16 protein-coding genes are annotated in these 16928 nt (G+C 45.5%); 6 read left to right on the plus strand and 10 right to left on the minus strand.

The window, feature by feature from the left end; genetic code table 11:
• The 6 genes from AB5H98_RS06705 to trxB form a co-directional block, all read left to right on the plus strand.
• Positions 1-493 (plus strand): glutamate ligase domain-containing protein (locus AB5H98_RS06705; protein WP_367925143.1); only part of this gene is annotated, 493 nt, incomplete at its 5' end.
• Complete coding sequence (locus tag AB5H98_RS06710) at positions 490-1227, plus strand: GNAT family N-acetyltransferase (RefSeq protein WP_367925144.1); 738 nt, start codon at positions 490-492, stop codon at positions 1225-1227. The genes AB5H98_RS06705 and AB5H98_RS06710, both read left to right, overlap by 4 nt.
• A gap of 6 nt (positions 1228-1233) precedes the next feature.
• A complete protein-coding gene (locus AB5H98_RS06715) occupies positions 1234-2505 on the plus strand; it encodes an aminotransferase class I/II-fold pyridoxal phosphate-dependent enzyme (protein WP_367925145.1) in 1272 nt (423 codons plus the stop codon).
• A gap of 21 nt (positions 2506-2526) precedes the next feature.
• Complete coding sequence (gene cysS, locus AB5H98_RS06720) at positions 2527-3924, plus strand: cysteine--tRNA ligase (RefSeq protein WP_367925146.1); 1398 nt, start codon at positions 2527-2529, stop codon at positions 3922-3924.
• A gap of 131 nt (positions 3925-4055) precedes the next feature.
• Positions 4056-4373, plus strand: a complete 318-nt coding sequence (trxA, locus tag AB5H98_RS06725) for a thioredoxin (RefSeq protein WP_367925147.1) — start codon at positions 4056-4058, stop codon at positions 4371-4373.
• Positions 4374-4383: 10 nt separating this feature from the next.
• Complete coding sequence (gene trxB, locus AB5H98_RS06730) at positions 4384-5310, plus strand: thioredoxin-disulfide reductase (protein WP_367925148.1); 927 nt, start codon at positions 4384-4386, stop codon at positions 5308-5310.
• Here the strand turns inward: trxB and AB5H98_RS06735 are convergent.
• The 10 genes from AB5H98_RS06735 to AB5H98_RS06780 all read right to left on the minus strand — a co-directional run bounded on the left by AB5H98_RS06735 (position 5305) and on the right by AB5H98_RS06780 (position 16884).
• Complete coding sequence (locus AB5H98_RS06735) at positions 5305-5808, minus strand: AAA family ATPase (protein WP_367925149.1); 504 nt, start codon at positions 5806-5808, stop codon at positions 5305-5307. The two genes, trxB and AB5H98_RS06735, sit on opposite strands and share 6 nt — an antisense overlap.
• 53 nt (positions 5809-5861) lie before the next feature.
• Positions 5862-7091: a hypothetical protein gene (locus AB5H98_RS06740; protein WP_367925150.1), complete on the minus strand. Its 1230-nt coding sequence runs from the start codon at positions 7089-7091 to the stop codon at positions 5862-5864.
• Between the two features lie 15 nt (positions 7092-7106).
• Complete coding sequence (locus AB5H98_RS06745) at positions 7107-8582, minus strand: MBOAT family protein (RefSeq protein ID WP_367925151.1); 1476 nt, start codon at positions 8580-8582, stop codon at positions 7107-7109.
• A 39-nt stretch (positions 8583-8621) separates the two neighbouring features.
• Positions 8622-9023 carry a DUF2304 domain-containing protein gene (locus tag AB5H98_RS06750; protein WP_367925152.1) on the minus strand — a complete coding sequence of 134 codons (402 nt, stop codon included), beginning with the start codon at positions 9021-9023 and terminating at the stop codon, positions 8622-8624.
• Positions 9020-9748 (minus strand): glycosyltransferase family 2 protein, encoded by a 729-nt coding sequence (locus AB5H98_RS06755; protein WP_367925153.1) that lies wholly within the window; start codon positions 9746-9748, stop codon positions 9020-9022. Before AB5H98_RS06755 ends, AB5H98_RS06750 begins: the two co-directional genes overlap by 4 nt.
• Positions 9745-10977, minus strand: a complete 1233-nt coding sequence (locus AB5H98_RS06760; protein ID WP_367925154.1) for a glycosyltransferase family 4 protein — start codon at positions 10975-10977, stop codon at positions 9745-9747. The genes AB5H98_RS06755 and AB5H98_RS06760 overlap by 4 nt, the downstream gene beginning before the upstream one ends.
• A gap of 37 nt (positions 10978-11014) precedes the next feature.
• Positions 11015-12142 carry a non-hydrolyzing UDP-N-acetylglucosamine 2-epimerase gene (gene wecB / locus AB5H98_RS06765; RefSeq protein WP_367925155.1) on the minus strand — a complete coding sequence of 376 codons (1128 nt, stop codon included), beginning with the start codon at positions 12140-12142 and terminating at the stop codon, positions 11015-11017.
• Positions 12143-12155: 13 nt separating this feature from the next.
• On the minus strand, positions 12156-13292 hold the full coding sequence (locus AB5H98_RS06770) for an NAD-dependent epimerase/dehydratase family protein (RefSeq protein WP_367925156.1): 1137 nt from the start codon (positions 13290-13292) through the stop codon (positions 12156-12158).
• Positions 13279-14328 carry a polysaccharide biosynthesis protein gene (locus tag AB5H98_RS06775; protein WP_367925157.1) on the minus strand — a complete coding sequence of 350 codons (1050 nt, stop codon included), beginning with the start codon at positions 14326-14328 and terminating at the stop codon, positions 13279-13281. The genes AB5H98_RS06770 and AB5H98_RS06775 overlap by 14 nt, the downstream gene beginning before the upstream one ends.
• A 96-nt stretch (positions 14329-14424) precedes the next feature.
• Positions 14425-16884 (minus strand): LTA synthase family protein, encoded by a 2460-nt coding sequence (locus tag AB5H98_RS06780; protein ID WP_367925158.1) that lies wholly within the window; start codon positions 16882-16884, stop codon positions 14425-14427.
• Positions 16885-16928 lie beyond the last annotated feature (44 nt).

Here is a 16928-nt window from a genome sequence, read left to right on the forward strand (position 1 = left end):
TTGGGAATTGGTAGATGGAGCGGATATGGCGTATGTCGCGCGTGCGTTTAAAGGCGTGGAACACCGTATCGAGCCGGTTCGCACATTGAATGGAGTGCAGTGGTTCAATGACTCCATCGCGACGAGTCCTACACGTGTCATTGCGGGACTGCGTGCTTTTTCTCAAAAGCTTATCATCATCGCGGGTGGTTCTGATAAAGGAATTAGCTTTGCTCCTTTGGCACCGGAACTGATCGCGCATGTAAAAGTATTGATTCTGACAGGTGCCACTGCGGATAAGATAGAGGCGGCTGTAAAGGCAGATGCAGGTTACGCAGAAAGCGGTTTGATTATTTTGCGCGCTTCGGATATGGAGCAAGCGGTCGCGCTGGCAAATCAGCATGCAAAGCCCGGGGACATTGTATCGCTTTCACCTGCCTGTGCATCGTTTGATTGTTATCCTAATTTTGAAGCTCGTGGCCGTCATTACAAAGCACTGGTGAATGCCCTTTGATTCGTTTAGCACAAAGAGAAGACCACGATCGTTTTTTAGAAATTCTTGGAAAGGCTCCTTTTTTTGCGGCGGAAATGGATGCAGCTTGGAATACGTGTACACGAGACTTGTTCTTTTTCGCGGATGAAAGGGCGGTATTGTGGCTGCATGGCGGCAGAGCAATGCTGTATGGACCATTGACCAACACACAAGAAATGTCTGAATTTCTTGCGTTTCAGCGGATTGAATGCCTGCAGAGTATGGACTGGATACCACCTGACTTTGAGCCAGAGGAGCAGTGGATCTTAGAGTATCTTCCGAGTTCTGCGAGACATTGGAAATGCCCGAATGGGTATTTTGTGGATCAGCAACCAATTTTGTATCAGGCCGCGACAGCCTGCATTACGCCGGACGTGACCAATGTACCGGCAGATGAGTGGGCTGCCCAGGCCTGTGCACGGCGCAATAAGTGCGGGGCAGATATTTGGGCTCTAAAAAAGCAAAATGAATATGCCGCGATTGCGGGTATATTTGCAATGACTTCTCATGAGGCGTATATTGCGGGTGTGGTTACTGCGCGAGAACATCGCAGAGAGGGGTGTGCCTCGTATCTTGTAACTTCTCTTGCCAGGCAATATAGTTCTTGTAATAGAACGGTGCGGCTAGTGTGTCGAAAACCGATGATACCGTTTTATGAGAAGTTCGGTTTTGTACCAAAGGTTCGGATTTGGCAAAGTAAAAGACGGAGTGAATAGAAATTTATGATTGAGCAGTTTTATGAATTATCGCCGGAGCTGCTTCAGGCTGACCAGCGTGCGTTGGATTTGTGTCGGGAGCCTTTCGAGCGTCTGGAGAAAATTAAAGAGCACAACCAATTGAAAATGCTGCGAGCCTTCACAGATTGCGGCGTAGGTGCACATCATTTGGTGGGAACCACCGGCTATGGATATGATGATGCAGGACGTATAAAATTGGAAGAGGTGTTCGCTCGACTGACTGGTTCAGAGGCATCACTTTTCCGTTACAATTTTATGTCTGGAACACATACGCTCACCGTGGCCTTGTTTGGCGTTTTGCGGCCCGGGGATACGATGGTGGCCGTGACGGGACGCCCTTATGATACTTTGTTAGGGGTTATTGGATTAGAGAAAAGCGGCTGTGGAAGTTTGATGGAGTGGGGAGTTCATTACGATGAAGTTCCGCTGTTGCCGGGAAGCAAACCGGATCTTGAATCCATCGAATTGAAATGTAAAACAGCCAAAATGTGTTATATTCAGCGCAGTCGAGGTTATGCTGCACGTGGGGCATTGAGTCTTTCTCAAATTGAAGAAATCAGCCGAGCTGCCAAACGTGCCAATCCGGACATTGTTGTCATGGTAGACAACTGTTACGGAGAATTTACTCAGATGAAAGAGCCCACTCAGTGTGGTGCGGATCTGATGGCCGGAAGCCTGATCAAAAATCCGGGCGGTGGTATCGCTCCAACAGGCGGTTACATTGCAGGACGGGCAGATTTAGTAGAGCTGTGTGCCCACCGATTGACAGCCCCTGGAACGGGTGGAGAAATTGGGTGCACATTGGATGTGTTGCGTGAGTTGTACTTAGGACTTTACTATGCGCCAGGCGTTGTTTGTGATGCACTGAAAACCAGCGTTTATGCAAGCTGTTTGTTTGAACTTTTAGGTTATCAGGCGACGCCTGGATACAAAGAAGACCGAAATGATATCATCACAAGTGTAGAGACGCATTCTCCTGAGGGAATGGTTGCTCTTTGTGGCGGCGTACAGGCAGGTAGTCCGGTGGATAGTTACGCAGCTCCTATGCCAGGGGATATGCCTGGCTATGAGGACCAAGTCATTATGGCGGCAGGAGCTTTTACTATGGGCTCCAGCATTGAGCTCTCTGCAGATGGTCCGGTTCGTTCTCCGTATACGGTGTATATGCAAGGCGGCATTAATTTTCATGCCAGCCGTGCAGGAGTACTCTTGGGAGCGGACCGAATGTTGAAATTGAACCGTAATGCGGATAAATAGCAAATATAAAGGAGAAGGAACATGAAAGTATTCAATACCCTGACCCGTATAAAAGAAGAATTGAAACCACTACACGAGGGGGAATTTCGCATCTATGTGTGCGGACCGACCGTGTACAATTTTATCCATATTGGAAATGCGCGTCCGGTGTGCGTGTTTGATACCCTCCGCCGGTACTTAATGTATCTTGGAAATGAAGTAAAATTTGTTTCTAACATTACCGATATTGATGATAAACTTATCAAACGCGCTGGCGAGGAAGGCGTGTCCATGCAAGAAGTGGCGCGTAAGTACGAAGCTGAGTTTATTAAGGATTGTGATGGATTGAATGTGCTTGCGCCCACAGTGCGGCCGCGCGCTACGGAACATATTCAGCAGATCCTTTCCATTGTGGCAGATCTGATTCAGAGCGGACATGCCTATGTGGCAAAGAACGGAGACGTGTATTTCCGCGTGAAATCGGATAAAGATTACGGCAAATTGTGCCATTTGAACTTAGAGGACTTGGAGTCTGGCAATCGGGAACTGCGTCATCAGATGGACGATGATCTTAAGGAAGATCCGGCAGATTTTGCGGTCTGGAAAGCTGCGAAGCCAGGCGAGCCCTATTGGGATAGCCCTTATGGAAAAGGACGGCCTGGTTGGCATATTGAATGCAGCGCCATGGCCCGGACACATTTGGGAAATACCATCGATATTCATGCAGGCGGTGAAGATTTGATTTTCCCGCATCATGAAAATGAGATTGCACAGTCCGAATGTGCCAATGGTTGCACTTTTGCCAATTATTGGATGCATAATGGCTTTTTGAACATTGATAATCACAAAATGTCCAAGAGCGCCAACAATTTCTTTACGGTTCGGGAGCTCAGCGAGGTGTACGGCTATGAGCCTATCCGCTATTTTATGTTAACCGGACATTATCGCAGCCCGCTGAACTATACCGCAGAACTTTTGGCAGACTGCAAAACAAGTTTGCAAAGACTCTATACATGCCGAGATAATTTGGATTTTGCGTTGGAAAATGCGCATGGTGCAAATGAAGAATTAAAGAAAAAGGCAGTGGAAGCAAAAGAAAAATTCTGTGCGGCTATGGACGATGACCTGAATACTCCTGCTGCGCTGGGGGCATTGTTTGATTTTGTTCGAGAGATCAATACACTGTCCGCAGACTCCAGTCGTGAGACATTGGAGCAGGTAGCACAGGTTTTTGATGAGCTGACGGGAGTATTGGGAATTCTTTATAATCGTAAAAAAGAAGAAATTCCGCAGGAGATTTTGGATCTTGTAGAGCAACGTACTCAGGCTAAAAAGGCAAAAGATTGGGCAAAAGCGGATGCAATTCGCGCACAATTGACTGAAAAGGGCTATGTGGTAGAAGATACGCCTAAGGGACCGAAGGTAAGTCTTGCGAAATAACGAAAATAGGGCTGGCGTTTTTTAGCGCCAGCCCTATTTTTGTGATTTTGTCACGGTACGTTTTTGGTTTTGGGGATATAATACAACCAGAATCATACAATAAGAGTAAAAAATGGAAAGGGGAATGGATGATGGCGATTCGTTCAATTACTAATGCGGAGTTTGAAACAATGGTACTAAATGCGCAACAGCCGGTTCTTGTAGATTTCTGGGCACCTTGGTGTGTATACTGCAGGCGTTTGGCACCTGTATTAGACCGCATGGACGGTCAGCAGGATATTCCTCAGATTGTCAAAATTAACATTGATGAGGAACCTCAGTTGGCCGAGCGCTATAAAATTGATACCATTCCTACGCTTTTGCTGTTCCAGAATGGGAAACAAGGTCAGCCGTTGGTCGCGCCGGCTTCGCAGGCACAGATTCAAGAATGGCTAAAACAACAGAATTGAGGAAAAAACAATGGATGTAAAAACATATGATTTGGTCATTGTAGGCGGCGGTCCCGGTGGCTATACAGCAGCTTTGTATGCTGTGCGTGCAGGTTTGAGCACATTGGTTATCGAAAAACTTTCTCCGGGCGGACAAATGGCGACGACCAGTTGGATCGACAATTATCCTGGCTTTGAGCAGGGTGTAGATGGATTTGAATTGGGTCAACAGATGCAAAGAGGCGCAGAACGTTTTGGAGCGCAGACTCTTTATGCAGAAGTGACTGGGTTATCTTTAGCGGAAAATCCTAAAAGGTTGCAGACTAGTGAAGGAGAAATTCAGGCCGGTGCGGTGATTATTGCGACAGGTGCAGCACCGCGTCCGCTTGGACTGCCGGAAGAAGTTACGTATCAAGGGCGCGGAGTGGCTTATTGCGCTACTTGTGATGGAATGTTTTACAAAGACAAAGTTGTAGCCGTTGCCGGTGGCGGAAATTCAGCCGCAGAAGATGCTCTTACCTTGGCTAAGCTTTGCAAGAAGGTATATTTGGTCCATAGACGTGAGAAATTGCGTGCTGTTAAAAGCTATCAAGAACTTTTAGAACAGGCCGATAGCGTCGAATTTGTGTGGAATCGTAAGATTTCTGGTCTGGTTGGAGAGAAAAAGCTGGAAGGCTTGAAAGTTGAGAATGTCCAGACAGGTGAGAGTGAGTTATTGCCAGTGGACGGATTATTTGTGGCCATTGGTCGGATCCCCAATACAGAACTGGTGAAGGGACAAATTCAAGTAGATGAACAAGGATACATTGTGGCGGATGAAACAACCAGGACGAGCCTTGCAGGTGTATTTGCAGTGGGAGATGTACGGACAAAACCCTTGAGACAAGTGGTCACTGCCGTAGCAGACGGTGCTGTAGCGGTAAAATACGCACAGGAATTTTTGGATAGTTTGTCATAACAAAATGCGCGATTTCATTTCATGGGCAACCTGATGAGGCGTAAGAAAACTGGTATCCAATAAAAGAGAGTTGGTTGCTTGATAAAGGGGGAGCCTTTCAAGACTGCGCGGAATAACATCCTTTGTACGAGTTCCCGAACGGATGTCCGCCTCTAGCCTTGTGCGAAGCATGCTTTCGTTGCACACAAGCGAAAAACGATGAAGCTGAAAAGAAAGTCCGTCCAAACGGCCCAGTAAGTTTTGGGAAATTGATTCTTCGTGTAGAACCCAACAAAACAAGATGTTTTCGTATGCACTGCAACGGAGAAAGTTTTGCAAAAGAAATGCAATGTTTTCCAACACCATTGTTTTCGTCTCATCTGTGACGACAAACGGGTGTGCATCCCAGCACCAGTCGCCATCCAACAAAACACAATTGGGAAGCATGGGCTGGAGTGCTCGACATACGGTGGTTTTTCCGACCCCCATAGGACCACCGACAAAAATTAAATTTTTCATTGAAACCCTCCTAAAGAAAACCCGGGCCAGCATGATTGCTGGCCCGGGTTAAATCATACCAGATCGCTGTCCTCAGCTAATCCGCTGTCACGCAATTCTGCCTGTTCCGCGGTTGTCTCATAATCCAGAGTCACATCTACGTGATTGGCTATGTTTTCAAGAGCCTTGGGAACACCAGGGAAATAGCGGGCGATGCATTCGCCACGCACATGAATTCCATCGTAAAAGTCCGCATTTGAAGTATTGGGGATTGCATAAGGATTGTAGCTTCCATATACAGGGATATCCAGTTTTTCGGCAATTCGATGCAATGCAGGTTCGGTGGCAAAAAAACCAGAATAATGATCGGCCTTTTCCAAGGCGTTGTCATATACAAGTGGATGGTAAGGAGTCAATACTAAAATTACATTGATTTGTTTAGACTGCAGATAAGAAAGAAATTTTTCAAAAATTTCTAACCGTTCTGTATCCGGAGCAGTGTACTCTTCCATACGGAAAAAATTGCTGGTTTGTCCTAGGGCATCGTTGTCAACATCAGACTGGCTTCTGTTCCGAAATTCATAAGAATACAGCAAGCTGCCATCAGAGCGTTTGACCTCAGTGGTTTGGTCGTAAACGTCACCCTCTACGGGTTGCGGTTTTTTTACACCATCTTTGGATTGCAGCATATAAGAGATGTTTCCCTGGAAATAACTGAGCGAATACAGTGCTTGCCATTTTTCATTGGGATTTTGTGCTTCGTACTGAGTCGGAATACCCAAGCGTGTGGAAAGAAACTCCGCATAAAGACGTTTGTTGCTTCGCGCATCGGTTGAATCGGGACTTGTGTCAAAAAGCCATGGATCAAATCCAATGATTACGTTTTTGGGGAGTTTGTCCATCTTGTCAAATAGATAGAAGGTTCCCAACATATCATACCAGTCCGCGCCGGTTAAGGCACAGTTGAATAGACTGTCCACTTGTGCAATGTCCGTGTTCATTTGCATGATACGGCTGGAACCAAGAACAATGGGATCTGGAGCAGTTTCCATTTGGCTGACAATCAGTTCCATTACGTCCCGCTGCCGTTCATTTAATTGCTCGTATCCAACGACATCCTGTCCGGATAAAAGCATGCTGGCAACTTCGCGCAGATATTGATCGCCTTGAAATGTGCCAGAGCAGTCGACTGTGTAATTGACCCAGATGACATAGAACAGTATGGGAAGAAAGGCAATTGCACCAATGAGCAAACGAAATGCCGAAACAAAGCGATTGGCTGTTGTTTTTAAGATTAATTTCATTGTTATCGGCCCTCCTTAATATTGCTGATAAATAAAAGAGGACTGGCCGAAAGCGCCAAAAAATAGAATCAGCAGGACCAGAGAATAATAGAGGGGCCAACGAATCGGAAAAGGAATCCGACGAATCAGCTTTTGCATGGGAATTTGAAAGCTTTCCAAACCTTCCACCAGAACAAAAGAAAAAAGAAGGACCAATGTGGTCGTTTGATCAAAGCCGAGTGTTGTCAGTGTGGCCGGCAGCAAAGAAAGAAGATCCCAACCCGTAAAGAGATGAGTATATACATATAGAGCTTCACTGAGAATTCCGTTGCTATACGTACCTACGGCAAAAAAGACAATGCAGCTTGTAAATAAAAGATAAGTAATACAGACTTGAATACATTTGCGCAATGGAGAAAAGAAATATAGCGGATTATATACCTCGATGCGCCGGCGCAGAGTTTGAGTTGCTTTTCCGATGCACAAATATACGCCGTTTAAAAGTCCCCATACAAGATAAGAGAGGGAAGCACCATGCCATAGACCGCTAATGAGAAAGACGATAATTTGATTCAGATTTTGCCGAAGTTTTCCCTTTCGGTTTCCACCCAAAGGAATATACAGATAGTCCCGAAACCAACTGGTCAAACTAATATGCCAGCGTCGCCACAATTCGATAAAACTTGAACTGGCCAGTGGACGGCGAAAGTTTTCCATCACGTCGATTCCAAAGATGGCACCTGCACCGATTGCAATATCTGTGCAAGCGGAAAAATCACAATAGAGTTGATAGCTAAAAAGCAAACTGGCAATAAGAAGGACAGGACCAGTATAATCCGCATAATGGAGATTAGAGAAAATAGTGCTTACGATTCCGCCAATGGTGTCGGCGATAACAAGCTTTTTGAAAAATCCCCATAAAATTCGGAACATTCCGCCAGTTACACGATTGTATTCAAAAGTGTGCTCCTCGCGAAATTGGGGAAGCATTCGATCTGCCCGTGAAATAGGTCCCGTCATTATGCAGGGAAAAAAACTGACAAATAATGCATAATGAAAAAGATTCTTTTCTGCACGAGCGCCGCGATAAACATCAATTACATATCCTAAAGCGGCGAAGGTAAAATAGCTGATTCCCAAAGGAACGGCCAGACTGAATGCTGGAACATGCAATTTTTGTCCAAACAATCCAAAAAGTTGGGAGCTGATTTCTGCAAGAAAGGAAAAGTATTTATAAAATGCGAGTACCCCCATGCAACAAACAGCGCTGAACGCAAGGCAAAGTTTCCGGACAATTGGTTTTTCAAAACGTTCCAATACCAAACCAGTTCCATAAGTGATTAGCGTTGCCGACATGAGTACGGGAAGAAACCCGGCGTTGGTTGGATCGTATAAATAAAACAGATAGCTGCATACTAAGAGCCACCCGGTTCGTGCTGCCTTTGGCAGAATAAAATAAACCAGACACGCCCCAAGCAAAAATAGAAGAAATGCCAAACTTATAAAATTCATGCAGCAAAACTCCGTTTCCGAAAATAGCGATTCAAAAACTTATTGAGAAGGCGTGGTATTGTCCGATAGTTCTTCCAATTTTTTTTCCAATTCTCTGACACGACGTTCCAATAGCGCATTGCATTGGGACAGACGTTTTATCTTTTCGGAAAAACCAGAGACGATACTGGAAAGACTCAACAAGAGCAGCAACACAAAGGCGAGAACGATCATAAACACAAGATTGGACGCGATTTCAACGTGTAATAGATCCCTCATCACCAAAACAATATAAGGGAAAACTGCAAAAACCAGCAAGACAAGACCGCTCAAAAGCCAAATGATGGAGTAACGAATCGTCAATTTGTTCTTTTTTAGAAGCCAAAGGATAACACCGAGGTATACCAGAGCCCCCAAGATAAGATCAATTCGAAGAAAAAGGCTTAGTCCGGCGTTATTCATGGGTGATCCCTCCTTTGTTTTCGTTTGCTGGTTAGCCGAAACACTACCAGAGCGATGCCCACCTTTACCATATAATAGATGGACTTGAAGGGACTAATAGAGGAAGTGCCACCCATTCGTTCTTGCATAATTACGGGTACTTCTCCTACACGATATCCATTTAATACGGCCGAGATAATGGCTTCAGGTTCTGGATAATCTTGCGCATAATGGTCCGCAAAGTAGGAAGTCAATTCTTTTCCACAGGCACGAAATCCACTCGTCGTGTCCAATACATGGACACCACATAGAATTCGAATCATTGTACTGAGAATGTTAATGCCAAAGCGGCGCATAAAACTGGTCTGAAATCCCTGTTTTGTGATAAAACGGCTCCCGATACACATATCCAGATTTCCTTGAGCCACCGGGCTAATGACCGCATCCAAATAGGCCGGATCATGTTGACCGTCCCCATCTAACTGGACAGTGATATCGTAATGATGCTCCCGTGCATAAAGATAACCACTTTGAACACCACCGCCGATGCCGAGATTGACCGGAAGAGATAAATAAGAAAAGTTATTCTCCTGGCAGATTTCAGCACTCCGATCTGTGGAACAGTCGTTCACGATGATGTAATCCACCGAATAGGGCAGATCGGATGTTACATTTTTTAATCTGGAAACCACTCGTTCAATGTTGGCTTCCTCATTGTAGCAGGGGATGATTACAAGAACCCTCAAGGTGTCACCTCGTTTGACTCGAAAATAAAGTGCTCCATTTCTGCCAAGAGCTTTTCACGCCGAAAGTACCGTTGAAAATAAGTGCGCCCAGCTTGTCCTAAAATTTCTCGCTCAGATGGTTCCATCTCAGCTAATTTCAGAAGATTTTGATACAGCGAATCCGCATCCCCGGCAGGACAAGTCAGTCCACAGCCAGCCTGTGTCACTACACGAGCCGCCTCACCGTCCACAGCAATTAAACAGGGACGTCCCGCTGCCATATAACTGGTGATTTTGGCCGGAACTGTAAGTCCTAAATCATTGCTCTTTGCCAGGGCAGCAAAAAGAGCATCCGCCATAGTGTGATATGCAGGAATGTCTGTGACAGGATGCTGCCCTTCAAATGTAAAATAATCCATAAGGCCTTTTTGCTGAATTTCCTGTTCCAATTCTGCACGGCTCATGCCATCGCCTACTAAGATAAAATGGATATCCGTTCGGTTGGCTTGTCGTAATTTGTGCGCACATTCAACCAGCAATCCAAGATCTTGGGCCGGACTAATATTTCCTGCAAAAAGAACATTAAAGCGACCGGTAAAGCGAGCCTGCAAATCATGATCCACCACGTCTTGTGCATACAGATCCTCACAATACTGCGGAATTGTGACAATCTGGGCGTGTGGAGCAATCATACGCAGTTTTTCAGCCAAGGCATCCGACATGGCAATCAATTTTTCACAGCGCCGATAATGCCAATGAGACACTTTTTCTGCAACGGCACGAAGCAGAGAATTACGAATAGGTAGAACAGAGTAAAGGTTTTCCGGCCAGAGATCCAAAACATAACAAGTCAACGGAATCCGATGTAGTTTTGCATACACAATAGCAGGCAACAGCATTAACACAGGACTGGTCTCATAGCAAAAAACCGCGTCGTATTTTTTTCCGTGAAGCCGGAAAAGGTTAAAAACACCCGTGATGGGATAGGAAATATAGTTGAGAAAAATTCGTATGGATGTATTTCCTTTGCGACGAATTTCTCCCGCACGGAATATCTGCACTCCATCATGGACCTCATTGCGCGGCCCGGTGTAGCGATATCCCTCAAACCATTCACCTTTGGGATAGTTGGGAAGTCCGCAAAGAACATCCACTTCAATCTTATCCGCAACAAATCCGCGGCAAATATCCGTGATTCGAAAGTTTTCAGGCCAGTAATGCTGACTGACCACCAAAATGCGTTTTTGCAAGCACGAAGCCCCTTTCTATTTATCAGTCCTATTTGCTTCAGCGCTTGAGCCAAACTGTTTCATTGACAATTTTTGCATAGCTTTGGATAAGTTTTACAACTTTGACACTGACGTTGGTGTCTGCGTAGTCCTCGGCCATTACGTAAGGTTCGTTTGCATCCCGCATAGATACGGCCAAATTCATTGCCTGCTCGACGTCGGGCCCTTTGATGCCACCAATTACGACACTGCCTTTATCCAGAACTTCGGGCCGCTCCGTGGAAGTGCGAATCAAAACACCCGCAAAATTCAACATAGCGCTCTCTTCACTGAGAGTGCCGGAGTCCGAAAGAACACAATAAGCATTCATTTGCAGCTTGTTGTAGTCCATAAATCCGAAAGGCTTCATTTCCTGTACCAAGGGATGGAATTGGAAATGACGTTGTTCGATGTACTTTTTAGAACGAGGATGGCAGGAATAAATAATAGGCATCGCATATTTTTCCGCAATGCTATTGACTGCGTTCATTAAACTCATAAAGTTTTCTTCGTTATCAATGTTTTCCTCGCGATGAGCAGAGAGCAGAATGTATTTTCCTTTTTCGAGACCAAGGCGCGTTAAAACATCGCTTTGCTCAATCTCGTTTTTGTGCGCGGCCAATACCTCCCGCATAGGGCTTCCAGTGACAAAAATGGTCTTCCCATCGATGCCTTCGCTCAAAAGATAGCGGCGGCTGTGTTCGGTATAGGGGAGATTAATATCCGAAATGTGATCTACAATTTTTCGGTTGATCATTTCAGAGACATTCCAGTCCCAGCAGCGATTGCCAGCCTCCATATGGAAGATGGGGATTTTGAGACGTTTGGCGCTGATTGCAGAAAGCGCAGAGTTTGTATCCCCTAAAACCAAAAGTGCCTCCGGTTGCTCTTTACAAAGAATTTCATAACTGCGAGCGATGATATTGCCCATCGTTTCTCCAAGATTTTGTCCTACTGCATCCAGATAATAATCCGGCTGGCGTAGGTTCAAGTCCTGGAAAAAGACATCATTCAATGTAGGGTCCCAGTTTTGGCCGGTGTGCACCAAAATGTGATCAAAATATTTGTCGCAACACTTGATCACCTCGGACAGGCGGATAATTTCCGGACGAGTTCCGAGAATGGTCATGACTTTCATTTTTTTCATGGAAAAACTCCCTTTATACTTTTTCAAAAAAAGTGTCCGGATGCTGCGGGTCAAAAGGTTCATTGGCCCACATGACCGTGACCATTTCCGTATCGCCAACATTTTCAATGTTATGGGTGTACCCCGTAGGGATATCCACAACTTCCAGATGTTCTCCGGATACACGGTAAGAAATTACATTGTCGGTACCGATTTTTCGGAACCGAATAACACCTTGTCCTTTTACCACCAAAAATTTTTCATTTTTGGTGTGATGCCAGTGATTTCCTTTTACAATTCCTGGTAGGGAAATGTTTACACTGACCTGCCCGCGCTCTTGCGTGCGAAGAAATTCTGTAAAACTTCCACGCTCATCGCAATGCATATTCAGAGGATAAGAAAACTCGTTTTCCGGAAGATAGGACAAGTACGTAGCATACAGCTTTTTACAGAATGGATCGCCCATGTCCGGCACGCTCAAGTCTTTTCTGCTGTTGCGGAAGCCTTCAATTAATTCCGCAAGGCGACCCAGCGTTACAGTATAGGTTTCGCATCCCAAATGGCAGAATCCGGGAATGGAACAGTCACGGATTGCACCTTGTTCCATCGCGGTGATAAAACTATTGATCACATCATCGATGTATACCAGCGGAAAAGAATATGCGGGATCGCGAATTTGAATAGGAAGTCCGTTGGCAATATTATAACAAAACGTGGCGACTACACTGTTGTATGCGGGCCGGCACCATTTGCCGAATACACCGGGCAGACGGTAAACCAGTACGGGTGCTCCACAAGTGCGCTCATGCGCAAATAAAAGCTCCTCCGCCTCACGTTTGGATTTTCCGTAATCGTTGTCCAGTTCGGCCTGAATCGAGGAAGTAATCAGAACAGGAGCTTTGTTGCCTGACTGTTCCAGCAAGTGAAGAAGTTCTTCGGTCAGCCCTCGATTCCCAGAATAGAATTCACTGGGATCTTTGGGCCGGTTCACACCAGCCAGATGAAAAACAAATTGCGCCTCACGGGCGTATTCTGCCAGCTTTTCCTTAGGGGTATCTAAATCAAACAGCATTAAATGGTTATAACCCCGGTTGCGAAGTTCACATACAAGGTTTTTCCCAACAAAGCCGCCAGATCCGGTGATCAAAAGGCGCAGCTCAGTGTTTTTCAAGGCCGTTCAGCTCCTCTTTGATATAATCAAGGGTTAAAAGTTTGTCCACGATTTCATCGACGGTTAGCCGACGGGTATTGTGACTGGTATATTCGCTGTCCGCCTGAGTATGGACCTTTCCTTCTACAAAATATTTATCATAGTTCAGGTCGCGGCCGTCGGCACTCACCCGGTAATATTCTCCCATGTCCTCACTGCGCACACGCTCTTCGCGGGTCAATAAGGTTTCGTACAGCTTCTCGCCATGGCGGGTGCCGATGATGTGAGTTCCGGTGTCACCGAACAGTTTTTGAACGGCTTTGGCCAAATCTCCGATGGTAGATGCGGGGCTTTTTTGAACGAACAGATCCCCCGGGTTGGCATGAGAAAAAGCAAATCCAACCAGGTCAACGGCCTCATCCAGACTCATGAGGAATCGTGTCATGTCAGGATCTGTGATGGTAATGGGCTTACCGGCTTTAATTTGTTCCACAAAAAGGGGAATCACACTGCCGCGGCTCGCCATTACATTTCCATAACGAGTGCAGCAGATGGTGGTGTCTTCGGCCTTAACAGTGCGCGCTTTAGCGCCAATAACCTTTTCCATCATAGCCTTGGAAATGCCCATGGCATTGATGGGATAAGCGGCTTTGTCCGTAGATAGACACACCACTTTTTTGACACCAGCATCAATCGCGGCAGTCAAAACATTATCCGTGCCGATAATGTTGGTGCGCACCGCTTCCATGGGGAAAAATTCACAGCTTGGCACCTGTTTGAGAGCTGCCGCATGAAAAATAAAATCCACACCACGCATGACACTGGTGAGACTCCGTGGTTCACGCACATCTCCAATGTAAAACTTGATTTTTCCGGCGAGTTCAGGATAACGAAGCTGATAATCATGTCGCATGTCGTCCTGTTTCTTCTCATCGCGGGAAAAAATACGAATTTCTCCGATCTCACTGTGCAAAAAATGCTTTAAAACCGCGTTTCCGAAAGAACCGGTTCCGCCAGTGATAAGCAGAACTTTATTTTTAAAATATGCAGAATCCATTAAGAGCCTCCCATGATCGTGTACGGATTTTGGCACATGCCGGTACAATTTGTATTATTGTAACATAAAGATGGCTTCATTCCAAGGGTTTTACACTCATTCAGCAAAGGTGAAAAAAGCTTCAGGTCTGGACCGTGCGGGTCCAAGTAAAGCATATTGAAGATAACTGTAGTCTTGCAAAAGAGAAATGTCCAGTGAATCCTCTACCGGATTGCCAGAGGCATCCATGGTCCCAAATTTTGAAACAACCGGATAGTCCACCAAAACATCGGATAAAAACTGCTGCCAACCTGTTTTAGGAAGACCAGCCGCATCCATGAGAACGGACTGAAGGAATGAGACAGAAAAAATAGAGCCTTCTTCTGGCAGAACATCTTTGTCCAGGTCGTAATTTGCCCATAATACAAAGGGGGTTATTTGCGTAGCAAGAATTCCTAGGTCATTTGGCGTGCATACAGCAGTTGTAAATTCACTCTCGATCCCAGGGAAATGATCACCGAACATAACAATCAGAGTGGGATCGTCTACGGTGCTGTAATATTCCGTCAATTCGCGAAATGCATCGTCACTGATTCGGGCCAGATTCAAATATTGCTGTGCTTGAGGATAATCGCCTTCTGGAGAATAGATGGAAATAGGCTCGTCGAAATCCTCCTCTTCATATCCTCCATGATTTTGAATCGTCACTGCAAACAAAAATAGTGGTTCGTCGGAGTCCTCATCCAAACGTGTCAGGAAGGAATAGAAACTGCTGTCGCTGGTAAGCCCGCGCAAAGTCGACAGATCTGTGAGTTTCGAGATATCGTAAAAATCATCAAAGCCAAGGCGATCATATGCACGGTCCCGATTCCAGTTCCCACCCCAAGCGGGATGCGCGGCAATGGTGGTATAACCCAGTTCGCCCAACACACTTGCGATCGAGGGAGTATCCCGCAAAATATAAGTAGCATAAGGAGAGGTGGAGAAATAGTCACGATCGCTGACTCCGGTGAGCGCCTGGAATTCCGAGGTGCTCGTACCGCCACCATACACAGGAACTTCTACATATCCTGTAAGTGCATTCGCTTGACCTTTTAAACTGTGCAGATACGGCAAAATGGGGTCACTGGTGGAAAGAGAGTCATAAAATTCAAAATCAGCCAGGGATTCATTCATAATAAAAATGATGTTAGGAAGTTCTGACGTTTCTTTATCCGACGAGTAAGTAGAAGCGATTTGATCGACTTTTGAGTGAGAATAACCGCTTGGCTTAGCAAGAAAGAGAGCGCGAATGTTTTCTGTGAAATGAACAACAAAACCATTTTGCTGATTTGCCAGGGTAGGATTCCAGGCGTTTGTAGGAACCTGTAATGCGATACAGCCTTGGGTAGTATTCAAAAACATGAAAAATGCCAGAGAACTTCCCAAAGCCAATAGACGCATACCGGCATGTAAAAAAACTTTTCGTGTGATAGGACGTCCCGCTACCAGATAACTGATGGCGCAAACACAGATTGTCATGGCGCAAGACCAAAGAAGAAACGCATTCGTGCCAATTTCATATTGTCCCACCACATTGGCCGCAGTGGTAATAGCGAAAATATCCGCTGGCATCACCGGGGTTCCACGGAATTCCAATGTAAAATAGTTGACGATGCTTCCAAAGGTCAAAAGAATGCTGATAGAGCAGATGCTGAAGAAGGGAGAGCCAGTTACCGCATAAACCAGAAGATATAGGCAGATATAAGTAATCAAATTGACCAAAATGGAAAATGGTTCCATACAAAATATGCCACCGGAATTGTTCAGGTTTTCTACGGCCACAAGGGAGAAAAAGGCACATAAAAGGCCGTTGAAAAGGATCATGGCAATTAAAGAGGGGCGGCGACGGCACCAAGTGACGTCCACCAAAAGACTAAATAAAGCGATGATTAAGGCAATTGCCATCAGAATCATGGGAATCCAATAAAGCGAATAGTCCACTTCTCCAGTAGTGATGGAAAAATCCGGAGTAAACGCTTGTCCGTCCGAGAAATAAGAAATTTGTTCGGCCGATTTAGAAGGATGAGAGTAAACACGCAACCCGGATGCATTTTCGGATGCATTATCACAGCTTAGAGTTAAAGTATACGTGACCCCTGGCTGCAAAATCTGTTCTACATGCAGAAAATAGTAATGTCCGTATTCACCGATGGCCATATGGCTTTCCAAATCCAATGTTTCGGATGCGAGAATTTCTTCTCCCTGTGAGACGGTTATGGTATAATCGGGCCGATCTTTCTGCGTATCATTGTCACGCAGGTTAAGGCAAAAGCCAACATTGTCCAGATACGGCCGTTCTGGAGTTACGGTGAAATCATATTTTGCGGTATATTTTTTTGATACGACTGGACTGGAATTGGCACCTGTTACGATATCGTCAGTGGTTTCTATGTTATACACTGCTTTGGCAAGCGCTTCCGGTGAATAATACATCCAGACACAAGAGCAGATGCATAAAACCGTCAGCACGACTGCAAGAAAAATTCGAAAGACATTGTGCGTCATTCGCAGTTGGACAAAGGGTTGCTTGGACATAATGATAGTAAAACCTCCTGAACGAAAGCACCGGCAATCCAATG

This window comes from uncultured Ruthenibacterium sp., from assembly GCF_963558415.1.
Classification (GTDB): domain Bacteria; phylum Bacillota; class Clostridia; order Oscillospirales; family Ruminococcaceae; genus Ruthenibacterium.